Origin of the sequence: Streptomyces bauhiniae (assembly GCF_004784475.1) — a bacterium.
Classification (GTDB): domain Bacteria; phylum Actinomycetota; class Actinomycetes; order Streptomycetales; family Streptomycetaceae; genus Streptomyces; species Streptomyces seoulensis.
The window spans coordinates 328,114-347,078 of sequence record NZ_SRRT01000007.1 but is presented as its reverse complement, the minus strand read 5'-3'; the positions used below and the strand labels follow the sequence as shown (position 1 = coordinate 347,078).

20 protein-coding genes are annotated in these 18,965 nt (G+C 73.2%); 8 read left to right on the top strand and 12 right to left on the bottom strand.

Going from position 1 to position 18,965, the window contains the following annotated elements; all coding sequences use genetic code 11:
• Positions 1-46 precede the first annotated feature (46 nt).
• Both E5083_RS24255 and E5083_RS24250 read right to left on the bottom strand, forming a co-directional pair.
• Positions 47-490: a VOC family protein gene (locus tag E5083_RS24255; protein ID WP_244317638.1), complete on the bottom strand. Its 444-nt coding sequence runs from the start codon at positions 488-490 to the stop codon at positions 47-49.
• A gap of 14 nt (positions 491-504) precedes the next feature.
• Positions 505-1,074, bottom strand: a complete 570-nt coding sequence (locus E5083_RS24250) for a hypothetical protein (protein ID WP_135787819.1) — start codon at positions 1,072-1,074, stop codon at positions 505-507.
• Between the two features lie 82 nt (positions 1,075-1,156).
• On the opposite strand from E5083_RS24250, the gene E5083_RS24245 reads away from it, so the two are divergent.
• A complete protein-coding gene (locus E5083_RS24245) occupies positions 1,157-1,543 on the top strand; it encodes a VOC family protein (protein WP_135787818.1) in 387 nt (128 codons plus the stop codon).
• On the opposite strand, the gene E5083_RS31295 is transcribed toward E5083_RS24245, so the two are convergent.
• The 4 genes from E5083_RS31295 to E5083_RS24225 form a co-directional block, all read right to left on the bottom strand.
• Entirely contained in the window at positions 1,540-1,761 is a 222-nt protein-coding gene (locus tag E5083_RS31295) for a hypothetical protein (RefSeq protein WP_167513616.1), read from the bottom strand. The genes E5083_RS24245 and E5083_RS31295 overlap by 4 nt on opposite strands.
• Before the next feature lie 459 nt (positions 1,762-2,220).
• Positions 2,221-3,642 (bottom strand): PTS transporter subunit EIIC, encoded by a 1,422-nt coding sequence (locus E5083_RS24235; RefSeq protein ID WP_135787817.1) that lies wholly within the window; start codon positions 3,640-3,642, stop codon positions 2,221-2,223.
• Between the two features lie 207 nt (positions 3,643-3,849).
• The gene (murQ, locus tag E5083_RS24230) at positions 3,850-4,776 is read right to left on the bottom strand and encodes an N-acetylmuramic acid 6-phosphate etherase (protein WP_135787816.1); all 927 of its coding nucleotides are present in this window, start codon (positions 4,774-4,776) and stop codon (positions 3,850-3,852) included.
• 154 nt (positions 4,777-4,930) lie between these two features.
• On the bottom strand, positions 4,931-5,836 hold the full coding sequence (locus E5083_RS24225) for a MurR/RpiR family transcriptional regulator (RefSeq protein WP_135787815.1): 906 nt from the start codon (positions 5,834-5,836) through the stop codon (positions 4,931-4,933).
• Positions 5,837-5,891: 55 nt separating this feature from the next.
• Here E5083_RS24225 and E5083_RS24220 point away from each other — a divergent pair, with 55 nt between their 5' ends.
• The 3 genes from E5083_RS24220 (at position 5,892) to E5083_RS24210 (ending at position 7,080) form a co-directional block, all read left to right on the top strand.
• On the top strand, positions 5,892-6,287 hold the full coding sequence (locus E5083_RS24220) for a hypothetical protein (RefSeq protein WP_030804650.1): 396 nt from the start codon (positions 5,892-5,894) through the stop codon (positions 6,285-6,287).
• A 13-nt stretch (positions 6,288-6,300) separates the two neighbouring features.
• On the top strand, positions 6,301-6,561 hold the full coding sequence (locus E5083_RS24215) for a DUF4031 domain-containing protein (protein WP_135787814.1): 261 nt from the start codon (positions 6,301-6,303) through the stop codon (positions 6,559-6,561).
• A 72-nt stretch (positions 6,562-6,633) separates the two neighbouring features.
• The gene (locus E5083_RS24210; RefSeq protein ID WP_135787813.1) at positions 6,634-7,080 is read left to right on the top strand and encodes a pyridoxamine 5'-phosphate oxidase family protein; all 447 of its coding nucleotides are present in this window, start codon (positions 6,634-6,636) and stop codon (positions 7,078-7,080) included.
• Between the two features lie 15 nt (positions 7,081-7,095).
• Here the strand turns inward: E5083_RS24210 and E5083_RS24205 are convergent, their stop codons facing one another.
• Genes E5083_RS24205 through E5083_RS24195 form a run of 3 tightly spaced genes read right to left on the bottom strand, consistent with a single transcriptional unit; the run spans position 7,096 to position 9,193 of the window.
• On the bottom strand, positions 7,096-7,377 hold the full coding sequence (locus E5083_RS24205; protein ID WP_135787812.1) for a hypothetical protein: 282 nt from the start codon (positions 7,375-7,377) through the stop codon (positions 7,096-7,098).
• A gap of 31 nt (positions 7,378-7,408) precedes the next feature.
• Complete coding sequence (locus tag E5083_RS24200; protein ID WP_135787811.1) at positions 7,409-8,512, bottom strand: GNAT family N-acetyltransferase; 1,104 nt, start codon at positions 8,510-8,512, stop codon at positions 7,409-7,411.
• A gap of 27 nt (positions 8,513-8,539) precedes the next feature.
• Positions 8,540-9,193 carry an HD domain-containing protein gene (locus E5083_RS24195; RefSeq protein WP_135787810.1) on the bottom strand — a complete coding sequence of 218 codons (654 nt, stop codon included), beginning with the start codon at positions 9,191-9,193 and terminating at the stop codon, positions 8,540-8,542.
• An 82-nt stretch (positions 9,194-9,275) separates the two neighbouring features.
• On the opposite strand from E5083_RS24195, the gene E5083_RS24190 reads away from it, so the two are divergent.
• Entirely contained in the window at positions 9,276-9,968 is a 693-nt protein-coding gene (locus E5083_RS24190) for a copper homeostasis protein CutC (protein ID WP_135787809.1), read from the top strand.
• 109 nt (positions 9,969-10,077) lie between these two features.
• Positions 10,078-10,749, top strand: a complete 672-nt coding sequence (locus tag E5083_RS24185) for a DUF5701 family protein (RefSeq protein WP_135787808.1) — start codon at positions 10,078-10,080, stop codon at positions 10,747-10,749.
• Between the two features lie 37 nt (positions 10,750-10,786).
• Here the strand turns inward: E5083_RS24185 and E5083_RS24180 are convergent, their stop codons facing one another.
• Positions 10,787-12,850 (bottom strand): HelD family protein, encoded by a 2,064-nt coding sequence (locus E5083_RS24180; protein WP_135787807.1) that lies wholly within the window; start codon positions 12,848-12,850, stop codon positions 10,787-10,789.
• A 244-nt stretch (positions 12,851-13,094) separates the two neighbouring features.
• Between E5083_RS24180 and E5083_RS24175 the strand changes: the two genes are divergently transcribed.
• Entirely contained in the window at positions 13,095-14,366 is a 1,272-nt protein-coding gene (locus E5083_RS24175; RefSeq protein ID WP_135787806.1) for a hypothetical protein, read from the top strand.
• A 152-nt stretch (positions 14,367-14,518) separates the two neighbouring features.
• Positions 14,519-14,728 (top strand): hypothetical protein, encoded by a 210-nt coding sequence (locus E5083_RS24170; protein WP_135787805.1) that lies wholly within the window; start codon positions 14,519-14,521, stop codon positions 14,726-14,728.
• 7 nt (positions 14,729-14,735) lie between these two features.
• Here the strand turns inward: E5083_RS24170 and E5083_RS24165 are convergent, their stop codons facing one another.
• A complete protein-coding gene (locus E5083_RS24165; protein WP_135787804.1) occupies positions 14,736-16,391 on the bottom strand; it encodes a DNA repair helicase XPB in 1,656 nt (551 codons plus the stop codon).
• 82 nt (positions 16,392-16,473) lie between these two features.
• Positions 16,474-18,921: a helicase C-terminal domain-containing protein gene (locus E5083_RS24160; RefSeq protein WP_135787803.1), complete on the bottom strand. Its 2,448-nt coding sequence runs from the start codon at positions 18,919-18,921 to the stop codon at positions 16,474-16,476.
• Positions 18,922-18,965: the final 44 nt, after the last annotated feature.

Here is an 18,965-nt window from a genome sequence, read left to right as displayed (position 1 = left end):
TCTGTGAGGCGCCGGGTGGGTGAACTCCCGCCCGGCGCCTTTGTGTTCACTTCTCCGGGTCCACCGCGGTCAGCCGTACCGTGCCGTCCTCCGACACCGACCAGCCGGGGTTGTGGCAGATCTCCCAGCGGTGGCCGTCGGGGTCGGTGAAGTAGGCGTGGTAGCCGCCGAAGGCCGCCCGCTGGGGTTCCTTGAGGACGTTCGCCCCGGCCTCGCGGGCGCGGGCCACGGCCGTGTCGACCTCGGCGGGGGAGCCGAGGTTGCGGGCGAGGGTGAAGGGGGTGCCGGGGGTGGCCGGGGCGCCGGTGTCGGCGGCCAGGTCGGCCAGCGGGAACAGGGCCAGTGCCACGCCCCTGCCGACCTGGTAGAAGACCACCTCGTCCAGGTCCAGCAGCGGGGTCCAGCCGAGGCCCTCGCTGTAGAAACGGCGGCTCGTCGCCAGGTCCTCGACGCCCAGGGTGACCATGCTGAGCTGCTGGTCCATGTCCATGCTGCCGCCTCCGGCTAGAGGTTGCCCATCGGTTCGATGTCCACCTGGGTGGGGGTGCCCCAGACGCGGAGCACCTCGTAGTCGGTGAACTCGTGGACCAGACGGTAGGCCATCGCCGGGCGCGAACCCCGGCGGGCGGCGGCGAGATACGCCTCCGCCTCGCGGCGGTCCCTGCGCGGGGTGCCGCAGAGCTGCCACTCGCGGCCGTTCCACGCCTCGGGGAGCCAGCGCTGCTGGGGCTGGGGGCGGTCGGCGCGGACGCCGTACCGGGAGGGGGCGGTCGCGGGCGCCTCCGGGCCCCGGCCCTGCCCGCCGTACTCCGCGCGGCGGGCGGCCCTCCTACGGGTCTCGCACAGCAGGCACAGGTCCGGCGCGCTCTCGTCCACGGGGCCCTGCGGGTGCTCCGCGCAGCGGGTGGTGGGGGCGCCGGCCGAGACACTCTCGTCCAGCAGGTCCAGCGCCCGGCGCAGATCGGCCTTGACCTCGTGCAACCGGGAGTCCGGGGTGTCGGCGGACAGCGCCTCCCCGTGCTCCCCGACGAGCCGGAGGGCGCGGCCTAGCGCGGTGAGCTGGGCGTGATTCATGCCTCCAGCTTCTCACCCGCGCGCCGGGACTTCGGATGCGCGAGGATACGTTTCCACGACCCCGGCACCTGGAGGGCACCCCGTGCGGATCAACCTGGCCAGCGTGTTCGTCGACGACCAGGAGAAGGCGCTGCGCTTCTACACCGAGGTGCTGGGCTTCGTGCCGAAGGCCGACGTGCCGCTCGGCGAGTACCGGTGGCTGACCGTGGTCTCGCCCGAGCAGCCCGACGGCACCGAGCTGCTGCTGGAGCCGGACGCCCACCCCGCGGCCAAGCCGTACACCGCCGCCCTGCACGGCGACGGCATCCCGGCCACCTCCTTCGCCGTGGACGACGTCCACGCCGAGTACGAAAGGCTGCGCGGGCTCGGGGTGCGCTTCACCCAGGAGCCGGTGTCCGCCGGGCCGGTGACCATCGCCGTCCTGGACGACACCTGCGGCAACCTGATCCAGCTCGCCCAGTACGCCTAACCGTGGTGCAGCAGGCTGCCCTTGCCGCAGGCGGGGGCCTGTTCGGCCATCGGCAGCGGGGAGACCGCCTTCACGACCGGGACCACGGTGAGGTCCGCCGCGCAGGCGGTGGTGTCCTCGGCCGTCCAGCGGTCGTCGGCGGAGGCGGCGTGGGCGGGGGCGGCCAGGGCGGCGGAGGACGCGGCGACGGCGAGGGTGGCTAGCAGCAGCTTCTTCATGTCTGGGGCAACGAGGGGGAGGGGCGGGCGTCACGCGGGGCCGGGCGGCGGATGCGCGGGGCACGCTTAGGGGACGGCCCCTAGGGCTTGGGCTGGTGCGCCTTCCAGCGCGACATTCGGCACGCCGCCTGGGGCGAACCCACCCGGCGCTGAGGGAAGCCGAGGGCGGGGGCGCCGGGAAGCCCTGTCGCGTACGCCGTCAGGAGGCCGCCCGTGTCAGGGGTGAACGGCGCGGATGCCACCCGGGATCAGCGGGTGCTCGACCGGTGGTCGGCGGCGTCGTACCCGCTGGGAAGGCCGAGAGTGAGGGTGGCGGCGAGACCTCGTACGCCGTGGGGGCAGCGTGCGTCACGCAGTGTCGGTCGGGGAGCGGCGGGGGCGGACTCCTCGTCGTACCTCTCGGGAAGCCGAGGGTGAAGGGGGGCGGCCCGCCTCCTACGCCGTCGGCAGCAGCGTGCGTCACGCGGTGTCGGCCGGGGTTCGGTTGGGGAGTGGCGGGGGCGTACTTCTCGGCGTGCCCCTCGGGAAGCCGAAGGCGAGGGTTGCGGCGAAGCCGACCGCGTAGGCCGTCAGGAGGCCGCCTGCGTAGATGGCGATGGCTGGGGCCGGGCCCTGGTTGCCGGTGAGGAGGGGGAAGAGGGCCCAGCCGGAGGGGCCGATGGCGGTGGCGCCGACCTTTTCGCCGAGCAGGGCGAAGAAGCCGACGAAGCCGCCGCCCGCCGCCCCGCCCACGCAGGCGGTGATGAAGGGGCGGCCGAGGGGGAGCGAGACGCCGTAGATCAGGGGTTCCCCTACGCCCAGCAGGCCCGCCGGGAGTGCCGAGCGGATCGTGGTGCGCAGGGTGGTGTCGTGGCGCAGGCGTACGTACACCGCGAGCGCGCCGCCGACCTGGCCCGCGCCGGCCATGGCCAGGAGGGGGAGGAGGACCGTGTAGCCCTGCTGTTCGATCAGGGTGGTGTGGATGGGGATCAGGGCCTGGTGCAGGCCGAGCATCACCAGCGGAAGGAACAGTCCGCCGAGGATCAGGCCCGCGAACGGGCCGGTGGTGGTGAGCAGCCAGTTCGCACCGGTGCCGATCGCGGTGGCCACCGCTCCGGCCGCGTACATCAGGCCGTACAGGGTGGCGAGGCCCGCGACCAGGACGGTGACGGTGGGGGTGAACAGGACGTCCAGCGCGCCGGGCAGGCGTCCCCGGCACCACTTCTCGATCCGGGTCGCGAGCAGGGCGGCGGCGAGTGCGCCAAGGACTCCGCCCTGGCCGGGGGAGAGGTGTACGCCGAACGCCGTCACCTTCGCCACGCCCGGATAGACGATCACCGCGGCCACCGCTCCGCCCAGGATCGGGGTGCCGCCGAACTCCTTCGCGGTCTGATAGCCGACGAACACCGCGATCAGCGCCATGAATCCGGAGGCGATGGCGGCCAGGGCGGGGGTGAGGCCGGGGAGCCAACCGGCGTTCGTGAGCAGGCCGTTGACGCCGGCGAGGATGCCGCAGCCGATGAGGGCGGGGATGAGGGGGACGAAGACGTTGGCGATACGGCGGAGGGCTGCGGGGGCGGCCCCCTTCGCACGAGGCTCGGCAGCCGGGGCCTCCGTACCCCTCTTCGCTTCGACGGCGCCCGCCCCCGCCGCGAGCTGCCGTTCCACCTCCGCCGTCACCGTGTCCACCACCCCCGGCCCCAGCACCACCTGCAGCGACGGCGTCCCCGCCCCGATCACCCCGAGCACTCCCGGCAGCCCGCGTAGCGCCCCGTCGTCCACGGCGGCCGGGTCGGCGAGGGTGAGGCGGAGCCGGGTGAGGCAGTGGGTGACGTGACGGACGTTGGCGGGCCCGCCCGTCAGGGCGAGGACGGCGGACGCGGTGGCGGTGTCGTTGCGCACGCTCCGAGCTTGCGCCACCACGGCCGGTGCGGCGCGCGGGACTCCTCCGGAAGGCGGTCGGCCGTACGCGTTGTCCGGCCGACACGCCCGCGCGTCCGCAAGCCGCAGTCGGACTCGGTCGGCGATGGGTGGTCGTAAGCCTCTGCCCGGCCTGCGGGCGCGCCCTCGCCGTTCCGGCGCGCGGGCCGACTCCGGATGGCGGTACGCCTAAGCCCCCGCCTTCCCCAGCGCCGTCCGCAGTCTCCCGTCGGACTCCTCCAGCAACCGCGTCGCCGTACCCCCGTCCACCCCCGCCAGGATGATCAGGATCGCCGTCTTCACCTCGCCCTCCGCCTCCGTCAGGGCGCGCTCGATGTCCGCGTCCGGGGCGCCGGTCGCCTGGGAGACGATCCGCCGCGAGCGCGCCCGGAGCTTGGCGTTGGAGGCGCGGACGTCGACCATCAGGTTTCCGTACGTCTTGCCGAGGCGGATCATCGTGATCGTCGACAGCATGTTGAGGACCAGCTTCTGGGCCGTGCCCGCCTTCAGGCGGGTCGAGCCGGTCAGCAGCTCGGGGCCGACGACCACCTCGATGCCGTGCTCGGCGGCGGCCGCGAGGGGACTGCCCGCGTTGCAGGAGAGGCCCACTGTCAGGGCGCCGACGCCGCGGGCGTGCTCCACCGCGCCGATCGCGTACGGCGTACGGCCGGACGCGGAGACACCGACCACCGAGTCGTCCGGGGTCAGCTTCAGCGCGTCCAGGTCGGCGCGGGCCAGGTCGGGGGAGTCCTCCGCGCCCTCCACGGAGGTCACCAGGGCACCCGGACCGCCCGCGATGAGCCCGACGACCTGACCGGGGGCGGTGTTGAAGGTGGGCGGGCACTCGGAGGCGTCCAGCACGCCGAGGCGTCCGGCCGTACCGGCACCGGCGTAGACGAGACGGCCGCCGCGCTCCATGCGGGCGGCGATGGCGTCGACGGCGGCGGCGATCTCGGGGAGCCGGGCGGCGACGGCCGCGGGGACGCCGGTGTCCTCGCCGTTCATCAGCCGGGCGATGTCCAGCGTGGGCAGTTGGTCGATCCCGGCCAGCTCCGGCCGGTACGCCTCGGTGGTCAGGGTGGCCAGCTCGCTCTGGAGGCGAAGGGAGTCGGTCATCTGGTGCGGCTCTTTCCGGTCGGGTCCGAACGAAGAAAGCGGGAGGGTGCTGTCGGGGGCGGGCCGGCTGCTGTGCCGTCGGGGCGGCGCGTGCGGAAGCGGGAGTCGACGCCGTCGGGGCCCGGCTCGTCGGGCTGGTCCCACGCGACACCTCCTACCGCGTCGCGCTCCGGTGCCGGTGGGCCAGTGCCTCGTACGACGCCGCCAGGGCGGGCGCCGCGTTCTCGTACGTCCGCTGGGCCACGCCCACGAACAGGCAGTCCACGACGAGGAGTTGACCCGTACGGGACGACATCGCGGCGGGCCGCAGCTCGCTCTCGCGGGAGGTGGCGGTGGTCAGCACGTGGTCGGCGTACTGGGTGACGGGCGAGTCGGGGCGGCCGGTGATCGCGATGGTGGTCGCGCCGCGCTCGAAGGCGGTGCGCAGCGGTTCTATGACGTCGCCGGTCGAGCCCGAGTGGGTGATGGCGATCGCCACGTCACCCGCGCGGAGCTGCACCGCGTTGGTCACCGCGAGGTGCGGGTCGCCCGGCGCGTGCGCGACCAGCCCGATGCGCAGCAGTTTCTGGGTGAGGTCCTGCGCGACCAGGCCGGAGGCCCCTATCCCGTACACGTCCGTACGGCGGGCGGCGGCCAGCGCGGTGACGGCCGCGCCGAGCTGGGCGGTGTCCAGTCCGGCGGCGGTGTCGGCGAGGGTCTGCTGCTCCTCGTAGGCCAGCTTGGCGACCACGTCGGTGAGCGGGTCGTCCACCGCGATGTCCGTGGTGATCGCGGGTGCGCTGCCGGACTCCTGGCGGGCCGCGAGACCGGCGAGGGCGAGCCGCAGGTCGCGGTAGCCGGGGTAACCGAGGATGCGGGCGGTGCGTACGACGGTGGCCTCGCTGGTACCGGTCAGTTCCGCGAGCCCGGTGACCGTGAGGGCGGCGCAGCCGGCGGGATCGCCCGCGACGGCCTCGGCCACGCGCTGCATGGACCGGGTCATGGACGGCGTGAGGGTGCGCACCTTGGCGGCGAGCGAGCCGCCGGGGCTGCCGAAAGTTTCCTTCACGTCCTGGGTCACCCCTGAAAGATATTTCCGGTTCGGCAGGCGGGGCAAGAGTGCGCACAATGGGGGCATGGACGACGCCACAGATCCCGTCAGCTCGCTCGAACAGGCGTTGCACGCGGCCCGTGCGCGGGTGCTCGCCGACCTCATGGCCGGTGATGTGGCCGAGGCGGACGTGGTCTCGCTGGTGGAGGAGTCGCTCGCGCAGCGCCGCTGGTGGGTGGAGCAGTGGCCGGAGGGTGCCGCGTTCGTCTCCGGGCTGGTGGCGCAGGATGTGCAGGACGCGCTGCTGGAGCGGAAGGGCCGCTGGCCGCTGTGCCCGGTGTGTGCCACGGGCGACCCGCACGCGCTGGACGTCGAGCCGGAGCTGGGCCCCGACCCGCACTGGGTCTGCCACGAGTCCGGCGTGGACGTCGCCCCCGTCGGCTCCCTCGCCAAGGCGCTGGACGGGAACACCCCCAAGTGACGGCCGGCCCCGCGTGACCGTCTACATCGACCCACCCACCTGGCCCGGCCACGGCCGCCTGTGGTCCCACCTGATCAGCGACGCCTCGTACACCGAGCTACACGCCTTCGCGGCGGCCCTCGGCGTCCCCCCACGCGCCTTCGAACGCGACCACTACGACATCCCGTCCCACCGCTACGCCGACGCGGTCGCCGCCGGCGCGGTAGAGGCCCGCAGCCGCGACCTCGTACGCCTGCTGCACGCGGCGGGGTTGCGGCGACGCAAGGGGACGTAGGTCCAGCGCCCGATACGCCGCCCGGCCAGCGCCCGATGCGCCGCCCGGCCACGCTCCCTAGGGTCGACCCCCATGCACACCCCCCGCGACCCCGCCCAGCGCATACGCGACACCCTGACCAGGCTCGACACCGAACGCGACCTCTGGCTCTCCACCTCCCACCCCACCCACGGCCCCCACCAGGTACCCCTCTGGTTCGCCTGGGACAGCGCAGCCCTCTGGATGTGCACGAACGCGACCTCCCCGACGGCCCGCAACATCCGTGAAGAACCCCGCGTACGCCTGTCCTTGCCGGACACCGTGGACGTGGTGCTCCTACAAGGCGTGGCGAACCTGTACCCGGCTACGGAGGCACCCCCAAAAGCCGCCGTTTTCACAACCAAGTTCGGCTGGGACCCGAGCACGGAGGAGACCCCGTACGTCTACCTGCGCGTCGAGCCCAAGACGGTACGCGCCTGGCGGGGCGTACCGGAGCTGCGGGGGCGGGTGGTCATGCGGGGCGGGGTGTGGGTGGGGTAGTCGGGCGGGCCGTCGTCAGCCGGTGAAGTGATCGGCGTCCGGCTCGTCCGGGTCGTCGCCGTACCGGTCCAGAATCAGCAGGAAGAGAAGGAGACCGGCCACGACACCTGCGGTGATCGCGGCGGCAATCGCACCGGTGAAGGCGAGCATCGCCCCTAGGGAGAGCGGGCCCAGGAGCAGGAAGAAAAGCCAGCCCAGGCGCGCCGATCCCGAGTTGCGGCCGATGAGGAAGCAGAACACACCGGACGCCATCAGCCACAGCGGCACGATGAGCGCAATGAGCGGGCCTACGGCCATGAGTGCTCCTCTGTGCGCAGGCGTGGCATGGTCAGCCTCGGAACACGAACAGTCGCAGCCCGCTCTCCATGCCGTGTTCCCTGCGGGCCGTCTCCTCCTGTTCCGTGTTGGCTCGGTGGAAGCCCGCGCGGGCGAGGACGCGTTCGGAGGCGGGGTTGTCGGGGTCGACGGTGGCCACGATCTGGTGGACGTCGTCGCGGGCGAGGGCCCAGGACGTCAGGGTGCGGAGTGCCTCCGTGGCGTAGCCCTGGCCTCGGGCCTCGGGGACGAGGTCGTAGCCGAGTTCGACGCGGCCCTCGGAGTCGGGGGTGCCGTGGAAGCCGATGCCGCCGAGAGCGAGGCCGTCCTCGGTGCGGATGAGGGTGAAGACGCCGAACTCGGGGCGGTGGAGGCCCGCTTCGTACGCCTTGACCAGGAAGCCGGCGGCCTCGCGGGTGCCCTCGTAGGGGGCGCCGCCGAGCCAGGTGAGGCCGCCGTCGCCGCCGAGGCGGAGGTCGCGGGCGGCGGCCGGGCGCAGGCCGGTGAGGGTGAGACGGTCGGCTGGGATGACGAGGTTGTTGTACCAGCGCCAGTCGTCCACCGCCGGGCGGCCCGCCAACTCGCCCCGCCCGGTGGCCCACAGCAGGGTCGGCCAGGCGTCCGGGCCCGGCTGGACGTGCGGGAAGATCGAGGTCAGCACGGCGTCGGCGAGGCTCTCGGCGGGCGCGTACTCCAGCCCGAGGCCCTGCGCCATGTCGTGGGTGTGCAGCAGGACTTCGGCCACCCCCATCGCCGCGAACCCCTCGCGGTCGGCGCTGCGGAACGGGTACGGGTGGAAGGCGCGGTCACCGGGCGCGGCGGTGTTCACCGCGGCGGCGAGCAGCGCGCCGGTGGTCTCAAGGACGTGCAGCAGGCCGTCGTTGCCGGTGCCGTCCTCCAGCCGCATCTCGAAGGGCACGTAGGCGTCCCGCGCGTGCCCGGCGAGGTTGCCGGCGTAGGCGAGGAGGCACTCGGCGAGGTGCAGGGCGGTGGCGTGGCAGTCCCAGTCCAGGCCCCCGGCGCGGACCGAGGTCCAGTCCCGGTCCACCGCCGCGCCCAGCGTCGTCACGCAGCCGCGTACGGCCTCGGTCACCTGGTCCCCGCTCATCGCTCGCATGGACGGAACCCTAGGGGGAGCCCTGACTCACGGCGACAGCATTTCCAGCTCTCCCGCGAGGTTCCAGCGGGCCGTCGCCTCCCAGTGCTCCGACCCGTAGGGGGTGTGGAACAGCCGTGGCAGATCCAGGAGTTGGCGCAGTACCGCCGAACGCCCCTCGTGGAAGGCGTCGTTGGGCACGAAGTGGTACTCCTCCCGGATCTCGGCCGTGTAAGTCGCGTACGCGGACGGCGCCGAGGCCAGGATCGCCAGGTCGGCGTCGCACAGCACCTGCCCGTTCCGGTCGCTCTCGTCCGGGTCGTGGCCGACGGTGAGCCGTACCAGCCGGGCCACCTCCGCGACCTTCGCCGCCGGCACCCCGGCCTCGGTCAGCGCCCGCTCGGCCAGCCGCGCGGAGCGCTCCTCGTTCTCCGACCGGTCCGGCAGGTACACCGCGTCGTGGAACCAGGCCGCCAGCCGTACGAGGTCGGGGTCGTCGGCGTACTCCGCCAGCGCGTCGACCCGGTCGAGGACCGCCGTGAGGTGGGCCAGCGTGTGATAGCGCCGCTGCGGCTCCTCCCAGCGGGCGATCAGGTTGTCGGCGTACGGCGCCGGGTCCGGGCCCCCGCCCGGCGCGCGGGCGGCTTCGAGGGCGCGGGCGAAGCGGAGCCCGAGGTCTGCTGCGGTTCTTGCGTCGGCCATGTGTCCATTGTTCCGGTGATCGGGGCCGGGGCGTACCCTGGAATTGGACTAGACCTGTAGCCGCCGTCGGAATTGGGGTGCCATGAGGAAGCGTGCGGTCCTGGAGGTGATCGCCCTCGGGGTCGAGGACGCGGTCGCCGCCCAGGCGGGAGGCGCGGACCGGCTGGAACTGGTCACCGACATGGCGGCGGACGGGCTCAGCCCCGACCCCGCCGTGGTGGCCGCGATCCGCGCCGCCGTCACGATCGACCTGCGCGTGATGCTGCGGCTGTCGGACGGGTTCGCGGCGGGCGACCTCGGCCGGCTGACCGGCACGGCCGCCGAGCTGCGGGCGGCCGGCGCCGACCAGTTCGTCCTCGGCTTCCTCGACCCGGACGGGGACGTGGACCTCGCGGCGGTCGAACGGGTCGTCGACGCGCTGGACGGCTGCCCGTGGACCTTCCACCGGGCGATCGACCGCGCCGCCGACCGCGACGCACTGCGCAAGCGGCTCACCGGACTGCCCGGCCTGGACACCTTCCTCACGGCAGGCGCGGCGACGGGCGTGGACGAGGGCCTGGACACGCTGACGGCCGAGGCCGCGCACACGGGTACGCCGGGGTACGAGCCCCGCATCATGGTCGGCGGCGGCCTCCGGCTGGAGCACGTGCCGGAGCTGCGGTCCGCGGGCATCGACGCCTTCCACATCGGGGGCGCGGCCCGTCCGCAGGGGTGGGCCGGGCCGGTGTGCGCGGAGGCGGTCGGGGTGTGGCGGGGGATGCTCGACGGGGAGTAGGCGGCCCTGCCGGGAACGTCGACGGGACGTAGGCGGTCCGGCCGGGAATGTTCCGGAAGGCTGGTTCGTTGGGCCTGCGCCCGTGCGCACCGCTGTCGTTGGGAGCATCGTGTCCGAGACCACGCAGACCTTCACCCCGCCGAGTACGCAGGCCGAGCGGCTGATCGAGCTGGGGGTGCACGAGATCGCGGGGCTGTCGGCCGCCGAGGTCCGGGCGGCGGCGAAGGGGGCCGGCGACGTCGAGGGGCTCGGGGACGCCGGCGAGGGTGCCCTCCTCGCCGTCCGTCCCGACCTCGCCCCCGCCTCCGTACTCGCGCCGCTGCTCCGGCGCGGGGACAAGGCCGGGTTCGTCGTCACCGACATGACCGACGTCGACCTCTTCGCGCCGCTCGACACCATCGACCTGCCGGACACCCCGCTGTACCTGGTCGGCGGGGTCGACCGGGGCGACGACATGGCCAACTGGAGCCCGGACGAGGCACTTCCGGCGCTCACCGCCGCGTCCCGTACGCCGCTGCTGCTGACCGAGGGCATCCACTGGGTGCTCCAGCGGCCCGACGTACTGGAGCGCAACCACTGCTTCATGACCATCGGCTCCCGGCTGCGCAAACCCAAGGGCACGCTGGACGGCCGCACCCCGGCACTCTGGATCAGCAACGGCACCGGCCGCGACGGCCACGAACGCCGCGACGCCCCCAAGGCCGGCTGGTGCTGGGCAGGCAACCGGCACACGTGGCTGGGGTTCGCGTCCGCCGAGGGGCGGAGGGGGCTGGAGCCCTAGGGGGAGGCCCGGCCGACTCAGCCCCCTGTCCAGCCGCTCAGCCCGCCAGTTGCTCGGGCAGTGGCCCGGTGTGCGTCACGATCAACCCCGACACCGCTCGGGTCAGCGCCACGTACAGCCGTCGCAGGCCCGTGCGTTCGTCGGGTTCGCCGTCGACCACGGCGCGCGGCTCGTCCAGTACGACGTAGTCGTACTCGAGGCCCTTGGCGAGGGAGGCCGGGACCAGGGTCAGGCGGGTCTGCTCGGTGGTCTCCTCGCCGGGGGCGAGGAAGCCGATCCCGGCGGCGGTCAGGGCCTCGGCGAGTGCGGGCACGCGGGCGTCGGCGGCGATCAGACCGGTGGAGCCCTCGTTGCGCAGCAACTCCTCGCAGGCGGTCACCACTTCGGCCACCCCGTCCACCGCCCGCACCTCGAAGAAACCGGGGTTCTCGCGGACGGAGGCGACCGGGGTGAGGCCCGGCGCGATGTGGGGGAGCAGGCGGGAGGCGTACGTGATGACGTCCGTGGGGACGCGGAAACCGGCCGTCAGCTCCTCGATCACGCCCTCGGTCTTGCCGAGGTGGGCCAGTGCCTCGTCCCAACTCCGGGTCGCCCAGGGGGTCGTACCCTGCGCGAGGTCGCCGAGAACGGTCGCGCTGCCGGTGGTGCAGCGGCGGCCGACCGCGCGGTACTGCATGGGTGAGAGGTCCTGTGCCTCGTCCAGGACGACATGGCCCAGCGAGTGCGTGCGCTGGATCAGATCGGCCGCCTCGTCGATCAACACCGCGTCGGCGGAAGACCACTTGGCCGACTTCACGCTCCGCACCGGCTTGGCCCAGAGCACGGCCTTCTGTTCGTCCTCGTCCAGGATTCCGGCCGCGTGCTCGGCGAGGAACTCCCCGTCGGACAGCAGCCGCAGCACCAGCTTGGCCGGATCGGCGGGCGGCCAGACGGCCTTCACGGCCGCCTTGACCGCGCTGTTGCGCGCGACCGCGTCCTGCACCCGGTCGTCCGGAGCCTCCCCGGCCCGCTCCATCTGCACCAGCACCGCATGCGCGATCCGCTGCGGCAACGCCTCGCGCGCGGCGCCGTACCGGATCTCCCGGCCCAGCAACCCCCGGACGATCTCCTCCAGTTCGTACGCCGGGACGCGCCAGCGGCGTGACCCGCGCACCACCATGATGGGCTCGGTCGGCATCGTCACCTGCGCGTACAGCGCCCGGCGCAGCACCTCGGCCATCCGGGCGTCGCCCTTGAGCACGGCGGCCCGCGCCTCGTCCGTGCCGCGCACCTCGACATGGGCCACGAGGTCGTCCACGGTGGCCTGCTGCACGCTCAACTCGCCCAGCGCGGGCAGCACTTGCTCGATGTAGTGCAGGAAGGACCGGTTCGGCCCGATGACCAGGGTGCCGGTGCGGGCGAGCCGCTCCCGGTGCGCGTAGAGCAGATAGGCGACCCGGTGCAGACCGACCGCCGTCTTGCCCGTACCGGGACCTCCCTGCACACACACCGTGCCGCCGAGCCCGCTGCGGACGATCTCGTCCTGCTCGGGCTGGATGGTGGCGACGATGTCCCGCATCGGGCCGACGCGCGGCCGCTCGATCTCCTGCTGGAGCAGCTTGCTGGTGGCCGCCGTCTCCGACGGGTCGGACAGGTGCTCGTCCTCGTACGCGGTCAGCTCGCCACCGGTGTAGCCGAAGCGGCGGCGCAGCCCGACGTCCATCGGGTCCTTCTTGGACGCCCGGTAGAACGGCTGCGACACCGGCGCACGCCAGTCGATGACCATGGGGTCGCCGTCCGCGTCGTGCACATGCCGGCGCCCGATGTAAAAACGCTCGCCCTCAGCCCCCTCGGCCTGCTCGGCCCCTGGCGCGTGCAGATAGTCGAGCCGGCCGAAGAACAGCGGGGTGTCGCTGAGGTCGGCCAGCGCCTTGATCCGTTCGTCGATCTGGCGGGTCAGCACCTGGGCGTTGACCCAGTTCGCGGCGACGTCCTTGATGTCCAGCGCCTCCACGTCCTCCCGCATGGCGCGCAGGGCGGCTCGTGAGTCGGCCAGGTGGGTGCGTTCGCGGGTCAGGGGGGCGCGGGGGTCGTCGAGCGGGTCGGGCGCGGTCGCGGACAAGGGAGTGCCTCCGGTTGGTACCTGCTGCGTGGTCACGAGGCCGGATGCGGCCTTAAGGGTGCCGTCCGGTTACCGGCCGGGCGGCGGCACTCCGAGGGGAGGCGGGCAAGAGCGGAGATTGTAGGCGGGTCGGGCGGGGCGGGGCCAATGAATATCGGGGCGCGTCCGAATCCCGTCCGGTACCGCTCCGGAGTCGAACTGGCGCGCTTGTGTGGCCGATCATGTAGGACGTACGTTCGCCGCCATGTCCATGACGCGCAGAAACATCCTCCGGGGAATCGCCGCCGCACCGTTCGCCGGAGCGGCGAGTGCCCTCCTCGCGCCCGCCACCGCGTACGCCGCCACCATCGACCCGGCGCAGTTCGCCCTCACCACCCGTACGGGCAACTCCTACGGGGAGTTCGCCGACCTGAACGCGGGCCTGGCGGCCAAGCTGGCCAAGGCCGACGCGACCGCCGTCCTCGCCGACACCAACCGCAAGGCCACCCGCCTCACCAGCGCGGGCACAGCCCAGGCGTTCGAGGCCGGCTTCACCTGGGACAGCGGCGACCAGGCCGTCGACTACTGGATTCCGCAGGGCGTCACCACCAGCGCCGACGCCTACGGCAACGGCGTCTACCCCGACGGCGGCAGCAACAAGGCCGTCCTGGTCTCCTGGTACTTCGAGACCGACCCGGACGGCAACGGCACGGACAACTACCCCCTCGACAAGGGCCTGCGGCTCACCTTCGTCAACTACAACTCCGCCTCCGCGCCCACCTACCGCCACGTCCTGCTGGTCGAGCCGGTGAAGACCGCCGCCGGCGAGTTCTCCTTCAACCCCATACGCAAGCACGCCGGCGGCATCCTCTGGTACGGCAACCTGCTGTACGTCGTCGACACCTACAAGGGCCTGCGCGTCTTCGACCTCAACACCCTCTTCCAGGTCGACACCACCCAGGCCGACTCCTGCGGCCTGGTCGACGGCACCTACTACGGCTACGGCTATTCGTACGTGCTCCCGCAGAGCGGCGCCTACGACAACACCGGCAAGTACCTGCGCTACTCGGCGATCGGCCTCGACCGCGCCAGCACCCCGGACAGCCTGGTGGTCAGCGAGTACTCCGAGGCCGGCGCGGTCGACTACTCGGGCACCTCGTGGACCGGTACGGGCGCGCCCACCACCACGCCGAAGGTCGTGCGCTGGAACCTCGACTACACCACCCGCTCGCTGTCCTCGGGCACGCCGAGCGAGGCGGTCACGGTCGCCCAGAAGAAGATCCAGGGCGTCGTCTCCCGCAACAGCAAGCACTACCTCTCGGTCAGCAACGGCCCCTCCGGCACGGGCGCGCTGCGCACCTTCACCTCGGGCGCCTCGACCGCGAGCACGGTGGGCAACCTGGCCATCGGCTGCGAGGACCTCAGCTATCACACCAGCGGGGCCTCGGGCTGGTCGTTCGCCGAGTCGGTGATCTGGAACCTCAGCGAGTACGCGGGGAAGCGGTACGTCTACGCCGTGCGCGCGGACGGGTCGTGAGCGATGTCGTGAGCGAACCGGAGCGCCTACCCCTAGGGGGTTTGTGCGGCGGGGCGTAGGGGCGGGCTCCACCCTCGGGTGCAGAGGGATCGCTTGGAGAACCGACCCGTGGGTGTATTCCGGACTTATGCCGGAAGTCTCACCATGGAGACATGAGCGCAGCGATCCTTCACCCCGCCCCACCCCGTCCGTCCGGAGCCACCGCGGTGGCCGGCGGCGCACACCACCGTCACGTCCTGGGCGAGGCCCTGCGCGCGATCAAGGTCTACGCGCAGGCCGCCTTCGGCGTGGTCATACTCGGCGAGTACGGCGAGGAGGCGGGCGTCCACCGCAGATACGGGGACGCCCTCGGGGACCCATAGCCGGGCCCTAGTTCTCCTTCGTGCCCTCCGCCAGGATCTCGTCGGCGTCGACGATCCGGTAGGCGTAGCCCTGTTCGGCCAGGAAGCGCTGGCGGTGGGCCGCGAAGTCCTGGTCGATCGTGTCGCGGGCGACGACCGAGTAGAAGTGGGCCCGGTGGCCGTCCGCCTTGGGCCGCAGCACCCGGCCGAGCCGCTGGGCCTCCTCCTGCCGGGAGCCGAAGGTGCCGGAGACCTGGATGGCGACCGTCGCCTCGGGCAGGTCGATGGAGAAGTTGGCGACCTTGGAGACGACCAGCACGCTGATCTCGCCCTCACGGAAGGCGTCGAAGAGCTTCTCCCGCTGGGCGTTGGAGGTCTCGCCCTTGATCACGGGCGCGTTCAGATGCTCGCCCAGCTCGTCCAACTGGTCGATGTACTGGCCGATCACGAGGACCTGCTGCCCGGCGAACCGGCGCACGATCGCCTCCGTGACCTTCCGCTTGGTCGCGGTGGTGGCACAGAAGCGGTACTTGTCCTCGGTCTCGGCGGTGGCGTAGGCGAGCCGCTCGGAGTCGGTGAGGTTCACCCGGACCTCGACACAGTCGGCGGGCGCGATGTAGCCCTGCGCCTCGATCTCCTTCCACGGCGCGTCGAACCGCTTGGGCCCGATCAGGGAGAACACATCGGACTCGCGGCCGTCCTCGCGCACCAGGGTCGCGGTCAGACCGAGGCGGCGGCGGGCCTGGAGATCGGCGGTGAACTTGAAGACAGGAGCGGGCAGCAGATGGACCTCGTCGTAGACGATCAGACCCCAGTCACGGGAGTCGAAGAGTTCGAGGTGCGGGTAGACACCCTTCCGGCGGGTGGTCAGCACCTGATAGGTGGCGATGGTGACCGGCCGGATCTCCTTCCTGGTGCCGCTGTACTCGCCGATCTCGTCCTCGGTCAGCGAGGTCCGCTTCACCAGCTCGTGCTTCCACTGCCGGGCGGACACGGTGTTGGTGACCAGGATCAGCGTGGTCGACCCGGCCTGCGCCATCGCCCCGGCGCCGACCAGCGTCTTGCCCGCACCGCAGGGCAGCACCACGACACCGCTGCCGCCGTGCCAGAAGTTCTCCACGGCCTGCTTCTGGTACGGACGCAGCGCCCAGCCGTCCTCGCGCAGGTCGATCGGGTGCGCCTCGCCGTCCACATATCCGGCGAGGTCCTCGGCGGGCCAGCCCAGCTTGAGCAGGGTCTGCTTGATCTGCCCCCGCTCGGAGGGGTGCACGGCCACGGTGTCCGGGTCGATCCGGTTGCCGACCAGCGGGGTGACCCGCTTGGAGCGCAGGATCTCCTCCAGCACCGGCCGGTCGGTGGTGGTGAGGACCAGCCCGTGCGCCGGGTGCTTGCTCAGGGTGAGCCGGCCGTACCGGTCCATGGTCTCGGCGATGTCGACCAGCAGGGCGTGCGGCACGGGATACCGGCTGTACTGCACCAGCGCGTCGACGACCTGCTCGGCGTCGTGCCCGGCGGCCCGCGCGTTCCACAGGCCGAGCGGGGTGAGCCGGTAGGTGTGGATGTGCTCCGGGGCCCGTTCCAGCTCCGCGAAGGGCGCGATGGCCCGACGGCACTCGTCGGCCCGCTCGTGGTCGACTTCCAGGAGCAGGGTCTTGTCGGACTGGACGATCAGCGGACCGTTCACGTGTGCCATCCTTCCGCGCGGCCAAACCTCCAGTGTGCCTGATGCCCGCCTGATACGGGGGCCGGAAGGCGGGTCCTCGCGGTCAGTCCTCCGCCAGCTCCGCCACCCCGGTGATCCGGTGCAGGGGGTAGGTGCGGACCTCGTCGGCGGTGTGGTCGTAGGCGGTGACGAAGCCGCCCTCGACGCGGATGGGGGCGACGACGCGCTGGCTGGCGGCGCCGTCGGCGTTGACGTAGCCGATCCAGACGGCCTCGCCGGTCATGACGGCCGCCTGCAGGGTGGCCAGGGTGTCGGCGGGACTGGTGCGGGGGAGTTCGCCGCCGGCGGGCTGCGGGCCGGGGGCCTTCAGCGGGGCGGTGGCGGCCAGGTCGCCGGCCCGGATGGCGCGTACCGCGGCCGTCAGCAGCACGCTGTCCGGGGCGGGCGGGCCCTCCGGCACCGGCTCGGGGGCGGTGCGCGGCGGGGTGCGGTGGGCGTCGGCGCGAGTGATCAGCACATCACCCTGGGCGGACTCGGCGGCGGGCGCGTAACCCAGCGAGCGCAGGCCCTCCAGCAGAGTCGCCGGGTCGCAGGGCGCGGCCAGCACGGTCGGGGCGAGGCGGCGCAGCCGCAGCGCGGCGGCCCGCTTGTCGGCGATGATCTCGTTCAGCACCGAGTCGTCGTCGCAGCGGACGTACGCCGAGGCGACGCCCACCCGCAGGTGCCCGTGCCTGCGGGCCACGTCGTCGATGAGGTACGTGAGCGGCTGCGGTACCGGGGTGCGGGAGTGCTGGGCGAGGAAGGCGTGCAGGTCGGCGGCGGTCTGCCCGGCGTCCAGGGCCCGGCGTACCGAGGCGGGGGTGAACCGGTACACGGTCGCGCCCCCCTTGGACTCCACGTCCGCGAGCACCCCGAGCGTCTCGGCGAGGGGACGCAGCAGCGGGCCGGGGGCCACCGCGGTGAGGTCGGCCTGGAGCAGGACGTGGTCGAGGGGTTCGGGAAGGAGGGGTGCGAGGAGACCGACGGCGGTGGCCGTGGACTGCCCCGTGGCGGAGAGGGGCTCGGGGGCCGCGCCCAGCAGGGCCCGGCCGTGGCCGGCGAGGGCACCCCGGCCGGTGACACCGAGAAGTTCCGCCTCGCTCAGCGTCCAGCGGGCCAGCCGGACGCGGAGGTCCTCGGTGCCGTCGCGCTGGGGCGTGCGCAGGGGGCGTTCCCAGGTCAGCCGGGTCAGCACCGCCTCCGGCGCCGGTGCCACCCCGGCGGGGAGGTCCGCCAGCAGGGCCAGCACCCGGTGCCGTACCTCGGGGGCGGCCGAGCGGTCCAGGCCCGGACCGAGGGCGGACAGGGCACGGTCCTTGATGTCCCGGCCGCCGATCAGCCCGGCGGTGCGGGTCGCGGCGAGCCAGGCGGTGGCGAGGCGGCCCCACCGTTCGGCGACGGGGCGTTCCAGCCAGGTGTCGTAGGCGGGGGTGGGGGCATAGCGCTCGTCGGCCGCGCCGTCCGAGGCGAGCAGGCCGGCGGCGTAGGCCAGCTCGATCCAGAACGCGGCGAGCGGTTCGGGCGCGTCGAGGGCGACGGCGGTCCGCTTCAGGTCGCGCACGCTGAGCCCGCCCGCCCGGAGCACGGCCGGACCCCCCTGGTCCCAGTGCTTCAGCAGCTCCTCGATCGTGGCGAGCGCGGTGTACGCCTGCCCGGCAGCCGTCGCGTCCACGATCCCGGGGGCGTGGGCCACGGACGGTTCCACGGCGGGCGGCACCGGTTCGGGCACCCGGTGGGCCCGGCCGCCGCGCAGATGCAGCGCGACCTCGCGGGGCAGCACCACGGTGCCGGGCGCGGTCGGCAGCAGCAGGCCCCGGTCGAGCAGCCAGCGCAGATGGGCGGCGGGGTCGGCGGTGACCTGGCCGTACGGCGGGCCCCACATCAGCCGGGTCAGCACCTCGCGGGCGGCCTCCGGGGCCCCGGCGAGCAGCGCGTCCATCCGCTTCCGGTCGGCGAACAGCGCGGTGAGCGCGTTGACGGCGGAGACGGGGTCGTGCGTGGAGGGCAGCCCCGCCGTGTTGACGATCTGCTGCACCCGCCCCGGCGACATGCCCGACGTCGCCTCCCGCACGGTCGGGCCGAGCCCGGTGGGGGAGGGGTGCTGGGGGGAGGGCGCGAGAAGTTCGCGGGCGGTGCGGACCAGGTGCAGCCGGTCGTCGTCGCCCCAGATCAGGGCCTGCCTGCGCAGGGCCGTGACAGTGTCCGGCAGGGCCTCGGTCACGGCCGGGTCGCCGTCGTCACCGGCCAGCAGCTCGTGCAGCGTGTCGTAGGTCGCCGGGTCGGGGGCGACGGCGAGCGCCTGCGCGACCTGGAGGGCGAACCGGTCCAGGTGCTCCAGCGCCCGCAGCACCGAGGCACGGGTGCCCGCGCGGGTGGCGAGCTGGGTGAGATCGGTGGGCACGGGCGCGACGAGGTCGGGTCGGTCGCGCAGCAGCGCGGCCAGCGAGGCGTCGTCCCGCGCGCGGAGTGCCTCCGCAAGGGACCGGGGGGCTGAGGATGCCTCGGGGCTCATCTGACCCACGTTAGCGGCTGGGGCAAGCGGCGGCCGAGGGTCCC

What these genes read in the sequence shown, in the direction of transcription:
- E5083_RS24190 (WP_135787809.1), top strand. Translation starts at nt 9,276, where the DNA reads ATGAGGAAGCGTGCGGTCCTGGAGGTGATCGCCCTCGGGGTCGAGGAC.
- E5083_RS31295 (WP_167513616.1), bottom strand. Translation starts at nt 1,761, where the DNA reads ATGAAGAAGCTGCTGCTAGCCACCCTCGCCGTCGCCGCGTCCTCCGCC.
- E5083_RS24250 (WP_135787819.1), bottom strand. Translation starts at nt 1,074, where the DNA reads ATGAATCACGCCCAGCTCACCGCGCTAGGCCGCGCCCTCCGGCTCGTC.
- E5083_RS24175 (WP_135787806.1), top strand. Translation starts at nt 13,095, where the DNA reads ATGTCCATGACGCGCAGAAACATCCTCCGGGGAATCGCCGCCGCACCG.
- E5083_RS24200 (WP_135787811.1), bottom strand. Translation starts at nt 8,512, where the DNA reads ATGCGAGCGATGAGCGGGGACCAGGTGACCGAGGCCGTACGCGGCTGC.
- E5083_RS24205 (WP_135787812.1), bottom strand. Translation starts at nt 7,377, where the DNA reads ATGGCCGTAGGCCCGCTCATTGCGCTCATCGTGCCGCTGTGGCTGATG.
- E5083_RS24170 (WP_135787805.1), top strand. Translation starts at nt 14,519, where the DNA reads ATGAGCGCAGCGATCCTTCACCCCGCCCCACCCCGTCCGTCCGGAGCC.
- E5083_RS24210 (WP_135787813.1), top strand. Translation starts at nt 6,634, where the DNA reads ATGCACACCCCCCGCGACCCCGCCCAGCGCATACGCGACACCCTGACC.
- murQ (WP_135787816.1), bottom strand. Translation starts at nt 4,776, where the DNA reads ATGACCGACTCCCTTCGCCTCCAGAGCGAGCTGGCCACCCTGACCACC.
- E5083_RS24160 (WP_135787803.1), bottom strand. Translation starts at nt 18,921, where the DNA reads ATGAGCCCCGAGGCATCCTCAGCCCCCCGGTCCCTTGCGGAGGCACTC.
- E5083_RS24220 (WP_030804650.1), top strand. Translation starts at nt 5,892, where the DNA reads ATGGACGACGCCACAGATCCCGTCAGCTCGCTCGAACAGGCGTTGCAC.
- E5083_RS24195 (WP_135787810.1), bottom strand. Translation starts at nt 9,193, where the DNA reads ATGGCCGACGCAAGAACCGCAGCAGACCTCGGGCTCCGCTTCGCCCGC.
- E5083_RS24255 (WP_244317638.1), bottom strand. Translation starts at nt 490, where the DNA reads ATGGACATGGACCAGCAGCTCAGCATGGTCACCCTGGGCGTCGAGGAC.